The organism is Massilia sp. PWRC2, from assembly GCF_049896725.1.
Lineage (GTDB): Bacteria > Pseudomonadota > Gammaproteobacteria > Burkholderiales > Burkholderiaceae_D > JAFCUW01.
Map to the genome: position 1 here is coordinate 381047 of NZ_JAFCUW010000002.1, position 18896 is coordinate 399942.

The 18896-nt window shown below is 63.8% G+C and carries 19 protein-coding genes, 1 tRNA gene and 1 riboswitch; of the genes, 11 read left to right on the forward strand and 9 right to left on the reverse strand.

Annotated elements, in window-relative coordinates:
- Positions 1-276: 276 nt before the first annotated feature.
- The 9 genes from ACP7BZ_RS06535 to ACP7BZ_RS06575 all read right to left on the reverse strand — a co-directional run bounded on the left by ACP7BZ_RS06535 (position 277) and on the right by ACP7BZ_RS06575 (position 6779).
- Positions 277-352: transfer RNA gene (locus ACP7BZ_RS06535), tRNA-Lys, on the reverse strand.
- 72 nt (positions 353-424) lie between these two features.
- Positions 425-1186 (reverse strand): tol-pal system protein YbgF, encoded by a 762-nt coding sequence (gene ybgF / locus ACP7BZ_RS06540; protein WP_426111249.1) that lies wholly within the window; start codon positions 1184-1186, stop codon positions 425-427.
- A gap of 186 nt (positions 1187-1372) precedes the next feature.
- The gene (gene pal / locus ACP7BZ_RS06545) at positions 1373-1900 is read right to left on the reverse strand and encodes a peptidoglycan-associated lipoprotein Pal (protein WP_426111251.1); all 528 of its coding nucleotides are present in this window, start codon (positions 1898-1900) and stop codon (positions 1373-1375) included.
- A gap of 43 nt (positions 1901-1943) precedes the next feature.
- A complete protein-coding gene (tolB, locus tag ACP7BZ_RS06550; RefSeq protein WP_426111253.1) occupies positions 1944-3206 on the reverse strand; it encodes a Tol-Pal system beta propeller repeat protein TolB in 1263 nt (420 codons plus the stop codon).
- A 35-nt stretch (positions 3207-3241) separates the two neighbouring features.
- On the reverse strand, positions 3242-4252 hold the full coding sequence (tolA, locus tag ACP7BZ_RS06555; protein ID WP_426111255.1) for a cell envelope integrity protein TolA: 1011 nt from the start codon (positions 4250-4252) through the stop codon (positions 3242-3244).
- A 17-nt stretch (positions 4253-4269) separates the two neighbouring features.
- A complete protein-coding gene (locus tag ACP7BZ_RS06560) occupies positions 4270-4704 on the reverse strand; it encodes a biopolymer transporter ExbD (protein ID WP_426111257.1) in 435 nt (144 codons plus the stop codon).
- Between the two features lie 12 nt (positions 4705-4716).
- A complete protein-coding gene (gene tolQ / locus ACP7BZ_RS06565) occupies positions 4717-5400 on the reverse strand; it encodes a protein TolQ (protein WP_426111259.1) in 684 nt (227 codons plus the stop codon).
- A 45-nt stretch (positions 5401-5445) separates the two neighbouring features.
- On the reverse strand, positions 5446-5850 hold the full coding sequence (ybgC, locus tag ACP7BZ_RS06570; RefSeq protein WP_426111261.1) for a tol-pal system-associated acyl-CoA thioesterase: 405 nt from the start codon (positions 5848-5850) through the stop codon (positions 5446-5448).
- A 182-nt stretch (positions 5851-6032) separates the two neighbouring features.
- Positions 6033-6779 carry an SDR family NAD(P)-dependent oxidoreductase gene (locus ACP7BZ_RS06575; protein ID WP_426111263.1) on the reverse strand — a complete coding sequence of 249 codons (747 nt, stop codon included), beginning with the start codon at positions 6777-6779 and terminating at the stop codon, positions 6033-6035.
- Between the two features lie 178 nt (positions 6780-6957).
- Positions 6958-7116, forward strand: a riboswitch (ZMP/ZTP riboswitch).
- 96 nt (positions 7117-7212) lie between these two features.
- Here ACP7BZ_RS06575 and glyA point away from each other — a divergent pair.
- The 11 genes from glyA to ACP7BZ_RS06630 all read left to right on the forward strand — a co-directional run bounded on the left by glyA (position 7213) and on the right by ACP7BZ_RS06630 (position 18813).
- A complete protein-coding gene (gene glyA / locus ACP7BZ_RS06580) occupies positions 7213-8481 on the forward strand; it encodes a serine hydroxymethyltransferase (RefSeq protein ID WP_426111265.1) in 1269 nt (422 codons plus the stop codon).
- A 167-nt stretch (positions 8482-8648) separates the two neighbouring features.
- Positions 8649-9116 carry a transcriptional regulator NrdR gene (gene nrdR / locus ACP7BZ_RS06585; RefSeq protein WP_426111267.1) on the forward strand — a complete coding sequence of 156 codons (468 nt, stop codon included), beginning with the start codon at positions 8649-8651 and terminating at the stop codon, positions 9114-9116.
- 341 nt (positions 9117-9457) lie between these two features.
- Positions 9458-10036, forward strand: a complete 579-nt coding sequence (gene pilV, locus ACP7BZ_RS06590; protein ID WP_426111269.1) for a type IV pilus modification protein PilV — start codon at positions 9458-9460, stop codon at positions 10034-10036.
- A complete protein-coding gene (locus ACP7BZ_RS06595; RefSeq protein ID WP_426111680.1) occupies positions 10036-10992 on the forward strand; it encodes a PilW family protein in 957 nt (318 codons plus the stop codon). Before pilV ends, ACP7BZ_RS06595 begins: the two co-directional genes overlap by 1 nt.
- A gap of 17 nt (positions 10993-11009) precedes the next feature.
- Complete coding sequence (locus ACP7BZ_RS06600; RefSeq protein ID WP_426111271.1) at positions 11010-11621, forward strand: pilus assembly PilX family protein; 612 nt, start codon at positions 11010-11012, stop codon at positions 11619-11621.
- Complete coding sequence (locus ACP7BZ_RS06605) at positions 11618-13930, forward strand: pilus assembly protein (protein ID WP_426111273.1); 2313 nt, start codon at positions 11618-11620, stop codon at positions 13928-13930. The genes ACP7BZ_RS06600 and ACP7BZ_RS06605 overlap by 4 nt, the downstream gene beginning before the upstream one ends.
- An 11-nt stretch (positions 13931-13941) precedes the next feature.
- A complete protein-coding gene (locus tag ACP7BZ_RS06610; RefSeq protein ID WP_426111275.1) occupies positions 13942-14421 on the forward strand; it encodes a type IV pilin protein in 480 nt (159 codons plus the stop codon).
- The gene (locus ACP7BZ_RS06615; protein ID WP_426111277.1) at positions 14418-15035 is read left to right on the forward strand and encodes a GspH/FimT family pseudopilin; all 618 of its coding nucleotides are present in this window, start codon (positions 14418-14420) and stop codon (positions 15033-15035) included. Before ACP7BZ_RS06610 ends, ACP7BZ_RS06615 begins: the two co-directional genes overlap by 4 nt.
- 180 nt (positions 15036-15215) lie before the next feature.
- A complete protein-coding gene (ribD, locus tag ACP7BZ_RS06620; protein WP_426111279.1) occupies positions 15216-16313 on the forward strand; it encodes a bifunctional diaminohydroxyphosphoribosylaminopyrimidine deaminase/5-amino-6-(5-phosphoribosylamino)uracil reductase RibD in 1098 nt (365 codons plus the stop codon).
- Positions 16314-16325: 12 nt separating this feature from the next.
- The gene (locus ACP7BZ_RS06625; RefSeq protein ID WP_426111281.1) at positions 16326-16946 is read left to right on the forward strand and encodes a riboflavin synthase; all 621 of its coding nucleotides are present in this window, start codon (positions 16326-16328) and stop codon (positions 16944-16946) included.
- Between the two features lie 346 nt (positions 16947-17292).
- Positions 17293-18813: an ice-binding family protein gene (locus tag ACP7BZ_RS06630; protein ID WP_426111283.1), complete on the forward strand. Its 1521-nt coding sequence runs from the start codon at positions 17293-17295 to the stop codon at positions 18811-18813.
- The last annotated feature ends 83 nt before the right edge of the window (positions 18814-18896 follow it).

Sequence of the window (18896 nt, forward strand, 5' to 3'; positions counted from 1 at the left end):
CAGTCGGCAGTGGGACCGCACCGTTCAACGGCCTTTGCAATATTCAATGTACCGGAGTCATTTTTTTGATGCCGTATCAGCTCATGGTTATCGACCATTGCTGTTGAATATACCTATGTCGATGCGCGAGATATTTTCGCTGTAAAAGCCAATATCGATGTTGGTATTCGAAATACCATCGAAGCGGCGCGGCGCTGGATATGTTGTATCAGCTGGTGTCGGAAGCAAACAGCAAAAAGCCCGCAAACTTGCGTTTGCGGGCTTGATACTTATTCGTGGTAGGCCGTGCGGGATTCGAACCTGCGACCAACGGATTAAAAGTCCGCTGCTCTACCAGCTGAGCTAACGACCCGAAAGAAGCAAGATTATAGGGGGCGAAGGCGCTTCTGTCAAATGCCCTGCCGCAGATAGTTGACCGTGGCGCTTACTTCAGCACGGCCAGACGGTCCTTGGCGGCAGCGGCGGCCGTCGACTCCGGATACTTGCTCACCAAGCTGAGCAGCGTTTTTTTGGCGTTCTTTTTATCCTTCAACTGGTCATAACTGGTGGCGATGTTGAGCATGGCATCCGGCGCCTTGGCGCTGTCCTGGTAGGACGAGGCGACCACTTCCTGGGCCGCGATGGCATTCTTGTAATCGCGCTGGGCATAGTAAGCGTTGCCCAGCCAGTATTGCGCATTCGAGGCGTAGCTCGAAGTGGGGTAGCGGCGCACGAAATCGGACAGGGCGGCGGCGGCCGTCTTGTAGTCGCCCGTTTTAAACGTCGCCATGGCAGCGTCATACGATTTCAATTCAGCAGGATCGACCTCAGCAGTCTTGCCGTCGATATTCACCTGGCGTGGTTCGAGCTTGGCGATGCGGGCGTCAAGGTCGGCGTAAAAATCTTTTTGACGCTTCTGGGCATTGGCAATGTCATTGGCCAGCACTTCGATCTGGCCGCGCAGGCGGGCGATCTCCTGCATTGTTTGCTCATGCTGGTTGACCAGGTCGAGCGCATCGCGCTTGTCCGACTTGGTGTCGATGCGGGCATTGACGTCGCGCGCCAGGTTGTCGACCTTGCTGCGCAAATCAAGGATGGCCTTGCGGGCTTCGTCGTCGTCGAGCAGGCCAGCGTGCGCTTGCAGCGGCAGCCAGGTTGCCAGCGCCAAGCAGATCGCGGCGAATCGGCGTTTGTAAGGTGTGTTCATGGTATGACTTTCTCAAATGGGGACAAGCATTGCGCCCGCTACGCCCGACATGGTGGGAGACCCATCGAACGTACAAATTAAATGGGGGCGGATGCAGTCTGCACCGCACGCCACCCCCTTGTCAATTGGCCGGCGCGCGGGCTTGCCCGCGCTGCTCCGGCGCCGCCTTGCGGCCGCTTACACCGATCAATACACGATGTCGGCGCGACGGTTTTCGGCCCATGCGGCTTCATTGCTGCCAGTGGCTTTGGGTTTTTCTTTGCCCAGCGAAACGGCTTCGATTTGCGACTCAGCCACGCCCATCGCTGTCATGGCCTTGCGCACCGCTTCTGCACGTTTTTGACCCAGCGCCAGGTTGTACTCGGTGCCGCCGCGCTCGTCGGTGTTGCCCTGGACCAGAATCTTGCGGCCTTTGTTTTTGTTCAGGTAAGCCGAATGGTTTTCCACCACGGCCTTGCCGTCGTCACGCACGGCGTAGCTGTCGTAGTCGAAGTACACGCTGCGCTTGGCCAGCACGCCTTGTGGATCGTTGAGCGGGTCGGTCGGGCCGGTTTGCACTGGGCGCACGTCGCCCGTGGTATCGACCGGCGGTGCCACTTGTGGCGCCGGGGTGCGCTCGACGACCGGCGGCTCGCTCAGTTTGACGGGCGAGCTGCAAGCTGAGAGCAGGGCGACGCTTGAGATGATGAAAGCCAGACTTTTATAATTGCGCATAGTTGTTCTCCTGTTCGTGGTGGGTGGTGAGTGGTGATAAGACTTACTTCATGAACGGGCCCCAGTTGGGCTCGCGAATGTTTCCTGCCTGTGTCGTCAAGCGCTGCTTGACCCTGCCGTCGACGGACACCACGGCCAAGCCGGGGCGCCCCCCCTTGGTGGCATACATGATGTACTTGCCGTTCGGTGAAAAACTCGGTTCGCCGGCGCCTTCGGCCAGCCGCAGTTCCTGGCCACTGTTCAGGTCCATCGCGTACAGCGAAAAGCCGCCGTCGCGCTGCGAAATCCAGGCCATGGTCTTGCCATCGGATGACAGGCGCGGGCTGATATTGTAGCTACCGTTGAACGTCACCCGCGCGGCGGCGCCGCCATCGCTGCTCATCTTGTAAATTTGCGGCCCGCCACTACGGTCGCTGGTGAAATAAATGCTGCGGCCATCGGCAGAAAATTGTGGCTCGGTGTCGATGCCATTGCTGTTCGACAGGCGCCGCAGGCCGCTGCCGTCGGCGTTTACGCTATAGACCTGCGAGTGGCCGTCTTTCGACAGCGTCACCGCCAGCTTGCTGCCGTCGGGCGACCAGGTGGGCGCCGAGTTGCTGCCTTTTTCGTTCGACACCACCTTGCGTGAACCGCTGACCAGGTCTTGCACGTAAATGACCGGTTTGCGCAGCTCAAACGAGACGTAAGCGACCTTGCTGCCATCGGGCGACCAGGACGGCGAAATGATGGGCTCCTTGCCGTAAGCGGCCACTTGCATGCCTTCGCCATCGGCATCGGCCACTTCGAGGCGGTACTCATTGCGGCCGGCCTGGGTGACATAGGCGATGCGGGTGGCGAAGGCGCCGCGCGTGCCGGTCAGCTTTTCGTAGACATCGTCGGCGATCTTGTGCGCGGCCAGCCGGGTCGATTTCGGCTGCACCGCATTTGACATGCTCGACAGTTCGCCCGACTTGATGGTGTCGAACAGTTTGTAGCGCACCTCGATGCGACCATCGGCGCCGCGCCGCACGCTGCCCACCACCAGCGCATCGGCGCCACGGCCTTTCCACTGCGAGTAATCAACTGGCGCGTTTTCCGACAGCACGGTGCCGGCATCGATCACCTTGAACACGCCGCTGCGCTCGAGGTCGGCGCGGATGATGGCCGAGACTTGCGCCGGCGCCACGCCCTCGTCGGCAAAGGTGGCCACTGCCACCGGGATCTGGTTACTGGCAACGCCGGCGATTTCCACGCGCACCTGGGCGCTGGCGGGCAGGGCGGCCAGCACGCCGGCGGTCAACATCAATGTGCAAAGGGTTTTATTCATAGTCTGTTCAATGGAATGGTTGGAGGATGCGCTCATCAGTTGAGGTCTTTCATCTTGAAGGCGATCGTTAGTGTTCGCACCACGGTACCATCTTTCTTCTTGGGCAGTGGTGACGCTTTGATAATGCCTTTTTCCACGGCATCATCAAAACCGCTCACGCCGCTGCTCTTGACCAGCTTGACGTTCATGATTTCACCGCTAGGCAACTGCTCGATGCGGAACTCCGCCGCCGGGTTGCCGGCCACATCGGTGTTGCCGGTATATGAGGTGGCGCTCTTGACCTTGGCGCTGATGGCCGCGATGTAGCCGGGGTCAGACTTGGGCGCAGTCGACTGCGCCGCCTCGCCGGTGCCGCCGACGCCGGCCAGCATGCGTTTCATGTCGGCGTCGCGCAGCTTGTCGAGCTTGGCCTGCTCGGCGGCCTCAGCCTTGGCCTTGGCCAGCTTGTCGCCTTTCTGCTTGTCAGCCAGCTTTTTCTCTTCGAGCTTTTTGTCGTCGAGTTTCTTGTCTTCCTGCCGCTTCGCTTCCAGCTTTTGCTCGGCCAGTTTTTTGTCGGCCAGTTTTTTGTCAGCCAGCTCTTGTGCCTTTTTTTCGGCTGCCAGTTGCGCCTTCTTTTGCGCCTTTTGTTCCTGTGCTGCGCGTTCCGTCTCGCGTTTTTCCTCGGCGCGCTCCTCTTCGGCCAGCAGTTTCTTGCGTTCGGCCTGTTTTCTCTCGCGCTCGAGCGCGATATCGGGTGGCGCTGGCGTCGGCGGCGCTACCGCCACTGGTGGCGGTGGCGGTGGCGCCGGTGCCGGCGTGGGCGGCGCCGTTTCAGGCTCGGCCTCGATTTCTTGCGGCGGCGGCGGTGGCGGCGCGGCGGCCTGGGTCTTCATGTCCCACACTTCGGCTTCGACTGCCACCGGTTGATTATTTTGCCAGTTAACGCCAATAAACAAAAATGCCAGCAGACCCAGGTGCACGGCGGCGGCCAGCGCGATCGACGGCCAGCGCCGTGGTTCGGGCGGAACGCGGTAGGGAGTGTCGTGTGCGGGTTCGGTTGTCGCCATCGTTAATTGTGGATTGCTTATCTGGTCGCCAGACCGACCCGGCTGATGCCCATTTTCTTCGACTCGGAAATGAGCTGAATCACCTCGTCGTACTTGCTGTCGCGGTCGCCCGCGATCAGTACCGGGTACGCGGGGTGCTCGCTGTGCACGGTGCGCAGGGCGCGCAGCAGGGCAGTGCGATCCGGCAGCGATTGCGCCGCCGTCGGGTTCTTGCCAGCCACGCTGAGCGACAAGGTGGCATCGGCTTTGAGTTGCACCTGGATATAGTCGTCCGGCGGCAGCGCCGATTTTTCGGCGCTGGGCAGGTTGATGACGTTGGGCGTATTCGACTGCGGCACCGCCATAAAAATAATCAGCAGCACCAGCATGACGTCGATGTACGGCACGACGTTGATTTCCGACTTGAATTTGCGGCCACGGCCGCCGCGCATGCTGCTATTAAATGACGACATCGTCGACCCCGCTCAGCGCGACTGGCGCTGCAGGATGTTGGAGAACTCTTCGACAAAACTCTCGAAGCGGATCGCCAGGCGGTCGATGTCGTGTGTAAAGCGGTTGTAGGCAACGACGGCGGGAATGGCAGCGAACAGGCCGATGGCGGTGGCGATCAGCGCTTCGGCGATGCCGGGAGCCACGATCGCCAGCGTCGCCTGCTGGACGCTGGCCAGGCCACGGAAGGCATTCATGATGCCCCACACGGTGCCCAGCAGGCCGATGTAGGGAGAGACGGAGCCAACCGAGGCGAGGAAATTGAGGTGAATGTCGAGGGCGTCGAGTTCGCGCTGGAAGGCGGCGCGCATGGCCCGCCGGGAGCTGTCGAGCACGGCACCCATGTCGAGCGTTTCACGCGATGCCTGTTTGCCCTTGATAAATTCGCCCATGCCCGATTCAAAAATCCGCGCCAGTGCGCCGTTCTGTTCGCGCTGGCTGCTGGCGCTCTGGTGCAGGGTGTGCAGATTGCCGCCCGCCCAAAAACTGCGTTCAAACTGTTCGGTTTGCTTGCGGGCCGCGCGGATGGCGAACATTTTGCGGAAAATGTAAGTCCAGCTGACCACCGAAATTCCCACCAGTAGCAGCATGATCAGTTTGACGATCAGGTGCGCGTTGGCGATGAGGGCGATGAAGGAAAGGTCTTGGGCAACGTTCATTGGCTTCGTTTTCTCGGGCGGCGGATAGTCAGGAAAGCAGGCGCATCAGTGGCCGCGCATGCGTGCAGCGACGGCGGCGGGCATGGCGATCGGCCGCACACCGGCGCTGTCGACGCAGCACACCTTGAACCGTCCGGTAGCGACCAGGTTGTCGCCACAATGGGCGTGCTGCAGGAACTCCACGGACACATGGCCGAGTTTTTCGATCGACAGGCGCAGGGTGATCTCGTCGTCGAGCCGGGCCGGTGCGTGATAGTCGACCGTGGCGCGGGTGACAACAAACATGGCGTTGTGGCTTTCAATCAAATCCTGTTGTTGCAAATGCATGGTCCGCAACCATTCGGTGCGGGCCCGTTCAAAGAATTTCAGATAATTGGCATAGTACACAATCCCGCCAGCGTCGGTATCTTCGTAATAAATGCGAACTTTCCAGGTAAATACGACGGGCATGTCAATTGCCATAATCAGGGTAACCAAATATTTTACGCGATTCGCGATTCTTATGTACGCTAGCGTACAAAAGATGGTACAACGGCGGACCGGCTCGTAGTAGACGACACCGGCGCAGTGACCGACAAGCCTTGTAACAATTTCTCACAAGGACTTGTCGGTAAAGAATGACTGGCGCCCGTTCAGGTGCGCTTGATGTTGAACGGTGAAAAGCCCTGGCAGGTCGGCATCATCTCGATGACGTTGATGTTCACATGCGGTGGCAGGGTGGCGATCCAGTAGGCCGTTTCGGCGATGTCGCGCGCGGTCAGCGGTTGCGTGCCTTCATACACCTTCGATGCGGCGGCATCGTCGCCCTTGAAGCGCACATTGGAAAACTCGGTGCCGCCGCACAGGCCCGGCGCAATATTGGTGGCACGCACGCCTGTACCGACCAGGTCGGCGCGCAAGTTCAGGGTGAACTGCTCGACAAAGGCCTTGGTGGCGCCGTAGACGTTGCCGCCTGGATATGGATAAAAGCCCGCCGTCGAGCCCAGATTGATCACCAGGCCGGCGCCCCGTTCGACCATCGCCGGCAGCAAGGCGCGCGTCATGGTGACCAGGCCCGTGCAATTGGTGGCGATCATGGTTTCCCAGTCTTCCAGCGCAGCGGCCTGGGCCGGCTGGGTGCCCAGCGCGAGGCCGGCATTGTTAATCAGTACATCAATCTGCCGCCACGATTGCGGCAACAATGACAGCGCCTCTTCGATCGAGGCCTTCCTGGTGACATCCATCACCATCGGCAAAGCCAGTTCACCGAGTTCAGCCGCAAGTTCTTCGAGGCGGTCCTGGCGCCGCCCGCTGATGACGACCTGGTGGCCGTGCTTGACGAAGACGCGGGCCATTTCGGCGCCGAAGCCGGAGGAAGCGCCGGTAATGAAGACGATCATGATAAGTTATCCGGAAAGTGAAGGCGAGCCTGATTGTAGCCGAAAGCGGTAGCCGAAAGCGGTAGCCGAAAGCTGCAGCCGAATTCAGCAGCAAAAACTGCCAGTTGGGTTTGCGTGGCGCGCTTGACAGCGCCATCCTTGCCCAAAAGGGGGGATTAATCTACAATTTGGCCTCCATTACGTCTCACGTGACTGGCGAAACGCCGCGGCTGTCAGCCGCTGGCCAGGTGGGCACCCACCGGGGAACGTGAGATTTTACATGGGCGTCATTGAATACGGGGCGGCGCCTGGCGCGCCCCGTGCCCTGTGCGCCCTGCCGTTCGCCTGGGCAGCCACCGATGGAATTGCGTGTGAGGCTGCCTGTCCGCTTGTCGATCCCTCATGCGTTCCCTATTGCCAGGTGCTGCGCACCGCTACCCGATTGGAGTTTTTCATGTTTGCAAAAGATCACACGCTCGCCAAGGTTGACCCGGATTTGTGGGCCGCAATTGAAAAAGAAAACCAGCGCCAGCAGGATCACATCGAGTTGATCGCCTCTGAAAACTACACCTCGCCGGCCGTGATGGAAGCGCAGGGTTCGCAGTTGACCAACAAGTACGCGGAAGGTTATCCAGGCAAGCGCTACTACGGCGGCTGCGAGTTTGTCGACATCGCCGAGCAACTGGCGATCGACCGCGTCAAGCAACTGTTCGGCGCCGAGGCGGCCAACGTGCAGCCCAATTCCGGCTCGCAAGCGAACCAGGGCGTGTTTTTCGCCGTTCTCAAGCCGGGCGACACCATCATGGGCATGTCGCTGGCCGAAGGCGGCCACCTGACCCACGGCATGGCACTGAATATGTCGGGTAAATGGTTCAACGTCGTCTCCTACGGCCTGACTGCCGAAGAAGACATTGATTACGAGGCCATGGAACGGCTGGCGCGCGAACACAAGCCCAAGCTGATCATCGCCGGCGCTTCGGCGTTTTCGCTGCGCATCGATTTCGAACGCTTCGCCCGCATCGCCAAGGAAATCGGTGCCTACTTCCTGGTCGACATGGCCCACTATGCCGGCCTGATCGCCGCCGGTCTGTATCCGAATCCGGTGCCGCATGCCGACTTCGTCACCTCGACCACCCATAAATCGCTGCGTGGACCACGCGGCGGCATCATCCTGATGAAGGCCGAGCACGAGAAGGCCATCAATTCGGCGATTTTCCCCGGCATCCAGGGCGGCCCGCTGATGCACGTCATCGCCGGCAAGGCAGTGGCCTTCAAGGAAGCCCTCGAGCCCGCCTTCGTCGAATACCAGACCCAGGTGCTGAAAAACGCCGATGCGCTGGCCAAGGCCCTGATCGCACGCGGTCTGCGTATCGTTTCCGGACGCACCGAGTCGCACGTCATGCTGGTCGACCTGCGCTCGAAAAACCTTACCGGCAAGGAAGCCGAAGCCATTCTGGGTCGCGCGCACATGACGACCAACAAGAACGGCATCCCCAACGATCCGCAAAAACCGTTCGTCACCTCCGGCATCCGCCTGGGCAGCCCCGCCTTCACCACGCGCGGTTTCAAGGAGGCCGATGCGACCATGGTGGGCAACCTGATCGCCGATGTGCTCGACAACCCCAACGATGACGCGACCATCGAGCGCGTCAAGGCTGAAGTGAAGAAGCTGACCGACAAGTATCCGGTGTACGCCAGCGTCAACGGCAAGGCGGCCGGCTAATCGGAGACGGGGCAGGAACGCCGGCCGCCAGCTTGCGTTCCTGCCAGCTTGCGTTCCTGCTAGTTTGGCGCTAGCCTGTGCTGCAGGTGGCGCTCGACGCCGCTGTCTTCCTTGCCGCTGCTGTTCTCGATGCAGTGTATTTTCAAGCTTCAAAGACCCGGATCCGCATGAAATGTCCGTTCTGCCAGCACGACGAAACCCAGGTCCTCGACACCCGCGTGTCCGAGGAGGGCGACAGCGTGCGCCGGCGGCGTCGTTGCGGCCAGTGCGACAAGCGCTTTACGACGTATGAACGGATCGAGCTGTCGATGCCGATCATCGTCAAAAAAAATGGCAGCCGTACCGAATTCGTCTCCACCAAGCTGCGCGGCAGCCTGATGCTGGCGCTGCGCAAGCGGCCAGTGGCCGCCGAAGCGATCGACACCGCCGTCACCCGCATCGAAGAAACCCTGCTCACCAGTGGCCGTCGCGAAGTCGATAGCGGCTATGTGGGCGAACTGGTGATGCTCGAACTCAAACGCCTCGACAAGATCGCCTACATCCGCTTTGCCTCGGTCTACAAGAATTTCGAAGACCTCGCCGAATTCCAGGATGCGATCGCCGAAGTAGGGCAGCCGGCCAAGCCGCGCAAATAGCGCTGCCTCAGCTCATGCTGTTCACTTAGGCACCTACGGGACAGGCCCCTGCGGTGCCGACGCTCCCTTGCGCTTGCAGCAGGGGGACTGGCGCGCCTGTCCCCTACTTTCCTCGAGTCAGTGGTATTACTGTCGTAGCACTGCCATAGCACTGTCGTCGGCGCTCGCTGCGCTGCCGGTTCTTCCAGCACGGCCGGCATCGAGCATGCGCACGCTGCGTGCGCTGCACCCCTTCATCATCGCTACCAGCCACACCACACGCAAGCTGACACGATTGAGCCAGCTCACTGGCGCACGCGCTGTCACCGCTAACGTGGAAGCGTGTCGAACGGGGAGGGGCGATGAAAACGCAGTGGCAGCGGCTTGCAGGATTTACCTTGATCGAGGTGCTGGTGGCCTTGCTGCTGCTTGCCGTCGGTGCGCTGGGCGCTGGCGCCATGGCGCTGCAGGCGCGCCGCGCCGGCCAGCAATCGGTCTTGTTGTCAGCTGCCGTGCAACTGGCGAGCCGGGCTGGCGAGAGCATGCGCGCCAACCGCCTGGCCAGCACGGCAACTGATGCCGCCAACCCGTATCTGCAACTCGACTACGACGCGCTGGCCGACGGCCCGCCCGCTGTCGCTGACGACTGCAGCGTGCTGCTGTGCGATGGCGCCGCGCTGGCCGCTGCCGATCTGGCGGCGCTGCGCCAGGCGCTGTTCGAGCGCTTCTCCCTGGGACGCATCAAAATTTGCCGCGACAGCGCCTGGTGGGACAGCGCCGCTGCCGCGCTGCGCTGGGAATGCAATGGCGCCAGTGGGGCACCGCTGGTGGTCAAGATCGGCTGGCGCCAGCGCCAGGCGGCCGCTGGCGAGGTCGCCGGTGGTGCCCCTGTATGGGTGGCGCTGCCGCTGGTGCTGGCCGCCGACGGGAGCGCGCCGTGATGGCGTATCTTCTGCGCCATCGTCGCCAGCGCGGCATCGGGCTGGCCGAGCTGGTCATCGCCATGGCCGTCAGCGCCGCCCTGCTGCTGCTCGGTGACTTGCTGCTGCTGTCGGCCAACGCCGCCTGGACCGCCGAGGCCGACGGCGCCGCCATCGACGCTGCTGGCCGCTTTGCCCTCGACAGCATCAACAGCGCCATCGGCCAGGCTGGCTACATCGAATGGGAAGGCGATGGCGGACCAGCTGGCCCGGCTGTCGCCGCCGACACCTGCTGCCTGCCGCCTGCGCTGACCGGCCGCGATGCGCTCACCTTGCCGCGCGCAAGCAGCGGCACCGATGGTGCGCTGCCTGATGCCGTCAATGGCAGCGACATTCTCGCCGTGCGGTTTGACGGCGCCCGAGGCGGTGGCGCCGTCAATTGCGCCGGCTTTGGCGTCGACGCCGGTGCCGATGGCTGGAGCATTTTTTATATAGGCCGCAATGGCGCCGGCGATGGCGAGTTGCGCTGCAAGTACCGCGGCGCCAGTGGCTGGGGGGCGGACGCCATCGTCGACGGTGTCGATGCCTTCCAGGTGCTGTACGGCATCGACAGTGACCTGCCACCCGATGGCGTGCCCAACGAATTCGTCAACGCCAGCGTCATCGACGCGCGCGATGCCGCGCTGGCGCTGGCCGGTGGCGACGCCGCCGCCCGTCTGCGCGACCTGCAGCGCCGCACTCACTGGAAGCAGGTGGTAGCAGTGCGCATTGCGTTGCTGCTGCATGGCGCGGCGGCGGCAGCGCCGGCGAACCGGGTGTTCGACCTGTTTGGCGCCTCCTATAGCGCCCGCTTCGGCGCCGCCGATACGGGAGTGCGCATTGACGAAGCAGCGCTGCCCTCGTCGCTGCACCGGCGCCAGCGGCGCCTGTGGACGGCCACGTTTGCGCTGCGTAATGCGGCGTCGGTGGCGCCATGATGTGCGGCCGCGCCAGCATGTTCGCTCGCCCTCGTTCGCCGCGGCCGCGTGGCGCCAGCGGGGTCGCCCTGCTGGCGGCCCTGTTCGTGCTGCTGGCGGTGAGCCTGCTGGCCGTTGGTATTGCCCGCATCGCCTTCGACGGCGAGCTCAGTGCACGCGCCGCGCGCGATCGCCAGCTGGCGTTGCAGGTGGCCGAAGCGGCGCTGGTCGATGCCGAGCGCGATATCGAGGGCGGCGCCAACCGGGCTTCCTTGCGCGCCGCGATGTTTCGCCAGGACGGCAGCAGCGGTTTTGTTGCCGGTTGCGGCCGCGAGGCCCACAATCTGGGCTTGTGCGCCTGGATTCCCGGCACGACGCCAGCCTGGAAAACGGTCGAGGCGGCTGCCAGCGTCCCCTACGGCAGTTATACAGGCGTCGCCTTTCCCGCATCGCCAGCGGGCGGGCCCTTGCCGCTGGCGCCGCCGCGTTATGTGATCGAACGGTTGCCGGCCGTGGTCGCCGGGGAAGACGCTGGTGTCCAGCAGCGCCTGTTTCGCGTGACCGCGTTTGCCGTCGGCGCGCGCGCCGGCACGCAGGTGGTGCTGCAGTCGGTGTATCGCTCCAACAGCACTGTAGCGGGGGCGCCATGAAGGCCGTCACTGGCGCCAGCGCGCCGCCGCTGGCACGGTTTCGCAGCGCGCTGCTGTCGTATGCCGAGCTGGTTGACGCCTCATTTGCTGCCTCGTTTGCTGCCTCGTTTGCTGCACTATTTGCTGCCTCATTTGCTGCGCTACTTAGTACGCTACGCCGCGCGCAATTTGCGGCGCTCTTTGCTGCACTCTTTGGTGCACCACTTGCAGCACTGCTGCTGGCCACTACGTTGCTGTTGCCCGCAGTGCCGCCGCCGGCGTCGGCAGCCACGCTGTCGGTACCGCCAGTGCCGCCAGCGCGTCAGGCATGCGCGGGCAGGTGGCAAAGCGTGCAGCCGGTGATTGGCAGCGCTGCTGGCATCGATGCTAACGTCGACGGCAATGCCGGCTACCTGATCGAGGCGGCCTACGACAGCGCCAGCGGCAGCGGCCGTTTATTGCGGCGCGACTGGCAGGGCAGCGACGACGTTCCTGCCCTGGGCGCGCCGCGCTGGGAGGCGGGCGCGCTGCTCGATGCAACGGCGGCGGCACAGCGCCGCCTGTTTACCAGTTCGGCCAGCGGCGTCACCATCGCCTTCGACTGGGACGCCCTCGACGACAGCGAGCGCGCCGCCCTCGATCCCACCGGCGACGGTCTCGGTCCGGCGCGGCTGGCATTCGTACGGGGCGAGCGCGGGCGCGAGGGCGCGCCCTTTCGTCGCCGCACCAGCGTGCTCGGCGACATCGTACGGTCGCGTCCTTTGCTGGTGGGTGCCCCGGCCGCCAGCACGCTGGCGGCGAGCGCTGACGCTGACAGCTACACCGCCTTTTACCAGCGCTACCGCGCGCGCCAACAGCTTGTCTATGTGGGCGCCAACGACGGCATGCTGCATGCGTTCGACTGGAACGACGGCGCCGAGCGCTTCGCTTACGTGCCGGCTGCCTTGCTGGCCTCGCTGCCCCAGCTCACCGGTGCTGACGGTGCAGACGGCCCCCGGCCCGGCGTCGATGCTGCGCCAGCGCAAGGCGAGGCCAGGCTCGATGGTCAGTGGCGCTCGGTGCTGGCCTCTGGTATGGGCATGAGCGCGCGCGGCCTGTTCGCGCTCGACATCACCGATCCTGCCACGGCGCCAGCGGTGTTGTGGGAATTTGGCGAACGCGATGACGCCGCCATCGGCTTCATTCACGCGCCGCCACAGATCGTCAAGCTGCACCTGCCGGCGGGACGCGAGCGCTATTTTGCCCTGGTCGGCAATGGTATCAATGCCGCCGATGGTGGTGCCGACGGCGTCCTGTTTCTGCTGGCGCTCGACAAGCCGGTGGCGGCGCGCTGGCGCCACGGCGACAACTATTATCGTTTGCGCGCTGCGGCCCGCGCCCCGCATGCGCCCAATTTGCTGGCCGCACCGGTGCTCACCTTCAATCTCGACGGCAGCGCCCACAGCGCCTACGCCGGCGATCTGCAGGGCACGCTATGGCGTTTCGATCTCGACAAGCTGACCGATGGCAGCGGCCAGGCGACAGCGCTGTTTCACGCGCGCGCCGCTGATGGGACGGCGCAGGCAATCAGCGAAGGGGCGCGCGTGGTGTTTGCACCGGGCGGCGGTTACCTGGTGCTGTTCGGTAGCGGCCGTGCGATCGAAGCGGACGACCTCGACCATGACAGCTTTGTCCAGCAGTCGTTTTATGCGGTGCGCGACAGCGACAGCCGTCCTTTGTTGCCGGTCGGCGGCCGTGCGGCGCTGGCCGAACGCCGGCTGCACGAGCAGGACGGTGGCGCCAGCTTCAGCGTGGCCGGCGCCCAGTTCGATTACAGCGGCAGCGGCAGCGGCGTCAAACACGGCTGGTATTTCGATTTTCCGCGCGCTTTGCAAGAAGGCGAGCGCAATGCGGCGGCGCCGGCGCTGGTTGCTGGCGCCGTGGTGATCACTAGTTCCGCGCCCGCCAGTGACCACTGCGCGCCGCTCCAGCGTCAATATACGCTTGACAGCTTGAGCGGCTTGCCACCCGAGCGTCGCGACAGCGCCGTCAGTGGGCGCAATGGCAGCAGCACCGGCACTGGCGCTGCTGCCGTCACCGGCCGCCGCAGCGTCAGCCTGGATGGCAGCTTGCCACTGCTGCTGGCGCGCAGCGCGGCGGCGGCCACCAGCGCGCCCACGCCGACAGGGGCAGTGCGCGCCGTGCGCAGCATCAGCCTGCTGCACTTGCCGCCAGGCGGCGCACCCGTGCTGCTCGAACGTCTCACCGTCAGCCGGCCGGCCGGGCGCCTGAGCTGGCGCGAAATCGTCAACTGGCGCGAACTGAACGCCAGCGCCACCCATGCCCGATAGGGAAACCAGCGATGCCACGCCGCCAACGTCCTCATGACGGATTTACCCTGATCGAACTGTTGGTCACGCTGGCGATCGTTGCCATTCTGTCGGCCATCGCGTATCCGTCGTATGCCACCTACGTGCTGCGCACGCGCCGGCTCGAAGGCAAGGTCGCCCTGTTTGAAGCCATGCAGCAGCAAGAAAATGTATATAGCCGCAGCTGGCGTTATGCGGCGTTCAGTGCCGACGCGCCCAGTGCCGGTCAGGGTGGCAAGGATGGTGACGCCGACTTCAAATGGTGGTCGGGCGCCAGCGCTGCGCTCAGCGCCTATGAACTGCGCACGCAGCCGTGTGCGGGGTCCGATTTGGCCCGTTGCGTCGAAGTATTCGCCATTCCCGGAACGGCGCGCGTCGACAGCGCCTTTCGCGATCCCGGCTGCGGCGTCCTGACGTTGAGCAGCACGGGCGAGCGGCGTGCGCAGGGCGCCGAGCGCGCATGCTGGCCATGAACATGTGCTCGCCGCTCGCATCTGCCCGCTCCGCAGCGCTTGCGCATTGCCGGCGCCGCGCAGCCGGTCTGACGCTGGTCGAATTACTGGTGGTGCTGGCCATTGCCGCCATCCTGCTATCGCTGGCGCTGCCTGCCCTTGGCGGCATGCTGCGCTCGTACCAGCTGCGGCTGGCAGCCACCGACTTTATGGGCGCTGTCGAGCTGACCCGCAGCCAGGCGCTGGCGCTGGGTCAGCGCGTCATGCTGGCACCCACCGCTGCCACGCTTGACTGGGCCGATGGCTGGACCGTCTTTGTCGACCGCAATGGCGACCGCCGCCCCGACGCTGGCGACGATATCATCATGCGTCATCCGGCGCTGGTGAACAGCAGCGTGGCCGCCGCAACGATCAGCTTCACAATGAATTTTGGTACCCAACAGGGCCCCCCCTATCTTGCTTATAATAGTATGGGACGCGGCTGTAGCCATCTGAGCAGCCTGACAGCCCGCTTCGGCACCATGACGCTGGCACAAGGGGAACAGCGGCGCCGCATCAAGATCAATATGCAGGGCCGGGCGCGCCTGTGCGATCCCCATCGTGACGGGGCCGCCTGTGCGGGTGCTGATCCTTGAGAACGCCGATGGCCTCGACCGACCCTGCCACGCCATGGTCCTGTAGGGACATGGCGACATGGCGACATGGGGACATAGCGCCATAGCGCCATGGCGACATAGCAACACAGCGACATAGCGACATAGCGACATAGCGACATAGCGACATAGCGACATAGCGACACAGTGAAGTGAACGACAGTGCAAATTGAAAACGATATCGACGGCATGACGCTGGCCCTGAAATGGGCCGCCAAAGCCGCCAACGACACGGCGCCCAATCCGCGCGTGGGCTGCGTGATCGTGCGCGATGGTTGCATCCTCGGCGCCGGCCACACCCAGCCGCCCGGCCAGGCCCATGCCGAGGTCGGGGCGCTGCGCGATGCCGCCGCGCGCGGCCATGACGTGCGCGGTGCCACCGCCTACGTCACGCTGGAGCCGTGCAACCACTTCGGCCGCACGCCGCCGTGTTCGGATGCGCTGGTGCGCGCCGGTCTGGGGCGGGTGGTGGCGGCCATTGAAGACCCCAATCCGCTGGTGGCCGGGCAGGGCATGGCCAAGCTCGCCGCCCATGGCATCGACATCAGCGTCGGCGTGCTGGCCGAGCAAGCCTACGAGCTCAATATCGGATTTTTTTCGCGCATGCGGCGTGGCGTGCCGTGGGTGCGCATGAAGACGGCGGCTAGCCTCGATGGTGGCACCGCGCTGCACAATGGCGTCAGCCAGTGGATCACCGGCGCCGAAGCGCGCGCCGATGGCCATGCCTGGCGCGCGCGCGCTGGCGTCATCCTCACCGGCATCGGCACCGTCAATAGCGACGATCCACAAATGAGCGTGCGCGGGGTTGACTGCGCGCGTCAGCCGCGCCGCGTGGTGGTCGACAGCCGCCTCGACATTGCACCCGACGCCCGCATCCTCGGTGGCGAACCGTGCTGGCTGGTCGCCGCCCGCCCCAACGCCGCTCGTGTTGCCGCCCTGCGCGCTGCCGGCCATGAGGTATGGCTGCTGCCCAATGCCGACGGCAAGGTCGATCTGCCGGCGCTGATGCGCGAGCTGGGACGGCGCGAGATCAACGAGGTGCACGTGGAAGCCGGCAGCAAGCTCAACGGCTCACTGATCCGCGAAGGCTGCGTCGATGAACTGCTGGTGTATCTGGCGCCCTGCCTGCTGGGGACGGCACAGGGCATGTTCTCGCTGGGACCGTACGACAGGCTGGCGCAGCGCCAGCAACTGGCCTTCCACCAGGTTCAGCAGATCGGCGCCGATGTGCGTATCCTTGCAAGACTTTTAGCTGATTAGGAAAATAGTCTCATGTTTACAGGAATCGTCGCTGCTGTCGGCCATATCAAATCGGTCACTCCCCTTGCCGCTGGCGTGGACGCCGGCGTGCGTCTTGAAATCGACAGCGGCGGCTTGCCGCTGGCCGACGTCGGCCTGGGCGACTCGATCGCCATCAACGGCGCCTGCATGACGGTGGTGGAAAAAACCGCCACCGCCTTCGCCGTCGACGTCTCGCGCGAGAGCCTCAATTGCACCGCTGGCCTCGACCAGCCGGGCGAAGTCAACCTGGAGAAGGCCCTGACCCTGGCCGAGCGCCTGGGCGGTCACCTGGTCTCCGGTCACGTCGATGGTCTGGGCACCGTGCACCGCTTCGAAGCGGTGGGCGAGTCGTGGGAACTGGTGATCGACGCGCCGGCCGATCTGGCCCGCTTCCTCGCCTTTAAAGGCTCGGTGGTGGTGAACGGAGTCTCGCTGACGGTCAACCGGGTCGAAGACCTGGCCCAGGCGTGCCGCTTTTCCATCAACCTGATTCCCCACACCATCAGCGTGACCACCCTCAAGCATCTGCACGCTGGCAGCAAGGTCAACCTGGAAATCGACCTGATTGCCCGCTACGTCGAGCGCATGCTGTCGCTGACGATCACCAGCTAAGCGCGTCGCTAAAGACCAGTCCGCCTTCCGTCAGCACGCTGGTCGGCGGTCACGCTGGTCGATCGCAGCCATACGCGCCGCAAGCTTCCACCGCTCTTGCTGCCGCACGGCAGATGGGTGCACGCTGGCAGGCCTCGCGTAGCACGAAATATTCCGCTAGAAATTAAATCTTTCGAATAGGTACTAAATGTGTGCGTGCGTGCGCTAGCGTCCGGAGCGCCGCCGCACAGCGCCTATAGTTCGCCGGCATGCACTCCTGTTGGAGTGATGCAATGTTTTCGCCCCATCGCATAACCCTGTGCGAGTGATGCGTAAATACAGTGACGTACAACGAAAGTATCGAATCATGCATCCCAAACGATTTTTAAAAACGCTGATCTGCTCTGCAGGTCTACTGGCGGCGTCGCTGCTGGCCGCTTGTGGCGGCGGCGACCAGGGGCGCAGTCCCATCCTCGGTCTGAACGCTGCCACTGTGGTGAGCGTGGTGGTGACGCCGGCGACAGCGACGGTGGCCATCGGTGCCACCCAGCAGTTCAGCGCGATGGCCACCTACACCGACGGTTCGGCCGTCGATGTCAGCGCCAAGTCGGTCTGGAACTCGGCCAGTCCGGCCGTGGCCAGCATCAATGGCACTGGCGTCGCCAGCGCGATCAAGGCCGGCGCGGTGGTGATCGGCGCCGCTTTCGAAGGTAAGAGCGCCAGCGCCACGCTGACCGTGTTGCCAGCGACCGTGTTGTCGCTGACCCTGACGCCGGCCAGTAACAGCCTGCACGTGGCCGCGAGTCGTCAACTGGTCGCTGTGGCAAGTTACAGCGATGGCAGCGTCGTCGATGTCTCCAGGGCCGCGACCTACGCCTCGGCCACCCCCGCCGCCGTCAGCATCAGCGCTGGCGGCGTGATCACCGGTGTGGCCGTCGGCTCGTCGGCCCTGAGCGCCAGTTTTGGCGGCAAAAGCGCGCTCGCACAAGCGACAACGACGGCACCGACCGTCACCAATATTGCGGTGCGGCCTGCCAACGCCAGCGTGACGGTGGGCGCCAGCCAGCAGTTCATCGCCGTGGCGACCTATTCGGATGGCGCCACCGAAGTCATCACCGCCACCTGGACGTCGTCGAGCAATCCGATCGCTACCGTGTCAAATAGCGGTGTCGCCACCGGTCAGGCTGTCGGCGTGGCCAACATCGGTGCGAGCGCCGGCGGACAATCGGCCAGCGGCGTGCTCACGGTGACAGCGGCACCGGTGCCAACGCCAGCGCCAACGCCGACCTTTGCCACCGTCAATCTGGGCAGCGCCGCCAACTTCGCCGTACTTGCCGGCAGCGCGCTCACCAGCAAGTCCGGTGGTACCACACTGATCGCCGGCGACGTCGGTTCGCCGTCGCAAACCACGGCGCCCACCCTGGCCCCGGGATTTACCAATTACCAGTCGGGCGCCATTCTGAACAATGCCCTGGCCGACCTGCAAGTGGCAATCAGCGACGCCAATGGCCGCAGCTGCGATGTCAGCTTCGCCGGTGACATCGACATCGGCGGCCTGGTCCTGCCCCCTGGCGTCTACTGCTACGCCGGCAGTATCAGCGTGACCGGTACGGTGACGCTCAGCGGCGCCGGTGTGTATATTTTTCGCACCGCGCTGACCCTCAACACCACTGCCAATTCGGCAGTCGCACTGATCGCCGGCGCCAGCGCCGATAACGTCAGCTGGGTGCCAGTGGGCGCCACCACGCTCGGTGCCAATAGCGCCTTCAAGGGCAGCATTCTGGCCAAGTCGGCCGCCATCACGGCAGGCGACAACACGACCTTGCTCAATGGCCGTCTGCTCTCCGCTGCTGCCGTCACCCTGAGCAATAACCAGATCGCCAAATGAGGCGCAATCTGCCAAACATGGAGTGCATTGCCAAACAATGCGCCCGGCCAGGTTCACCAGATCAAGCTCACCAGAGAAAAATA

Excerpts from the sequence above, each read along its gene's own strand:
- ybgF (WP_426111249.1), bottom strand. The coding sequence starts at position 1,186 with ATGAACACACCTTACAAACGCCGATTCGCCGCGATCTGCTTGGCGCTG.
- pal (WP_426111251.1), bottom strand. The coding sequence starts at position 1,900 with ATGCGCAATTATAAAAGTCTGGCTTTCATCATCTCAAGCGTCGCCCTG.
- tolB (WP_426111253.1), bottom strand. The coding sequence starts at position 3,206 with ATGAATAAAACCCTTTGCACATTGATGTTGACCGCCGGCGTGCTGGCC.
- tolA (WP_426111255.1), bottom strand. The coding sequence starts at position 4,252 with ATGGCGACAACCGAACCCGCACACGACACTCCCTACCGCGTTCCGCCC.
- ACP7BZ_RS06560 (WP_426111257.1), bottom strand. The coding sequence starts at position 4,704 with ATGTCGTCATTTAATAGCAGCATGCGCGGCGGCCGTGGCCGCAAATTC.
- tolQ (WP_426111259.1), bottom strand. The coding sequence starts at position 5,400 with ATGAACGTTGCCCAAGACCTTTCCTTCATCGCCCTCATCGCCAACGCG.
- ybgC (WP_426111261.1), bottom strand. The coding sequence starts at position 5,850 with ATGCCCGTCGTATTTACCTGGAAAGTTCGCATTTATTACGAAGATACC.
- ACP7BZ_RS06575 (WP_426111263.1), bottom strand. The coding sequence starts at position 6,779 with ATGATCGTCTTCATTACCGGCGCTTCCTCCGGCTTCGGCGCCGAAATG.
- glyA (WP_426111265.1), top strand. The coding sequence starts at position 7,213 with ATGTTTGCAAAAGATCACACGCTCGCCAAGGTTGACCCGGATTTGTGG.
- nrdR (WP_426111267.1), top strand. The coding sequence starts at position 8,649 with ATGAAATGTCCGTTCTGCCAGCACGACGAAACCCAGGTCCTCGACACC.
- pilV (WP_426111269.1), top strand. The coding sequence starts at position 9,458 with ATGAAAACGCAGTGGCAGCGGCTTGCAGGATTTACCTTGATCGAGGTG.
- ACP7BZ_RS06595 (WP_426111680.1), top strand. The coding sequence starts at position 10,036 with ATGGCGTATCTTCTGCGCCATCGTCGCCAGCGCGGCATCGGGCTGGCC.
- ACP7BZ_RS06600 (WP_426111271.1), top strand. The coding sequence starts at position 11,010 with ATGTTCGCTCGCCCTCGTTCGCCGCGGCCGCGTGGCGCCAGCGGGGTC.
- ACP7BZ_RS06605 (WP_426111273.1), top strand. The coding sequence starts at position 11,618 with ATGAAGGCCGTCACTGGCGCCAGCGCGCCGCCGCTGGCACGGTTTCGC.
- ACP7BZ_RS06610 (WP_426111275.1), top strand. The coding sequence starts at position 13,942 with ATGCCACGCCGCCAACGTCCTCATGACGGATTTACCCTGATCGAACTG.
- ACP7BZ_RS06615 (WP_426111277.1), top strand. The coding sequence starts at position 14,418 with ATGAACATGTGCTCGCCGCTCGCATCTGCCCGCTCCGCAGCGCTTGCG.
- ACP7BZ_RS06625 (WP_426111281.1), top strand. The coding sequence starts at position 16,326 with ATGTTTACAGGAATCGTCGCTGCTGTCGGCCATATCAAATCGGTCACT.
- ACP7BZ_RS06630 (WP_426111283.1), top strand. The coding sequence starts at position 17,293 with ATGCATCCCAAACGATTTTTAAAAACGCTGATCTGCTCTGCAGGTCTA.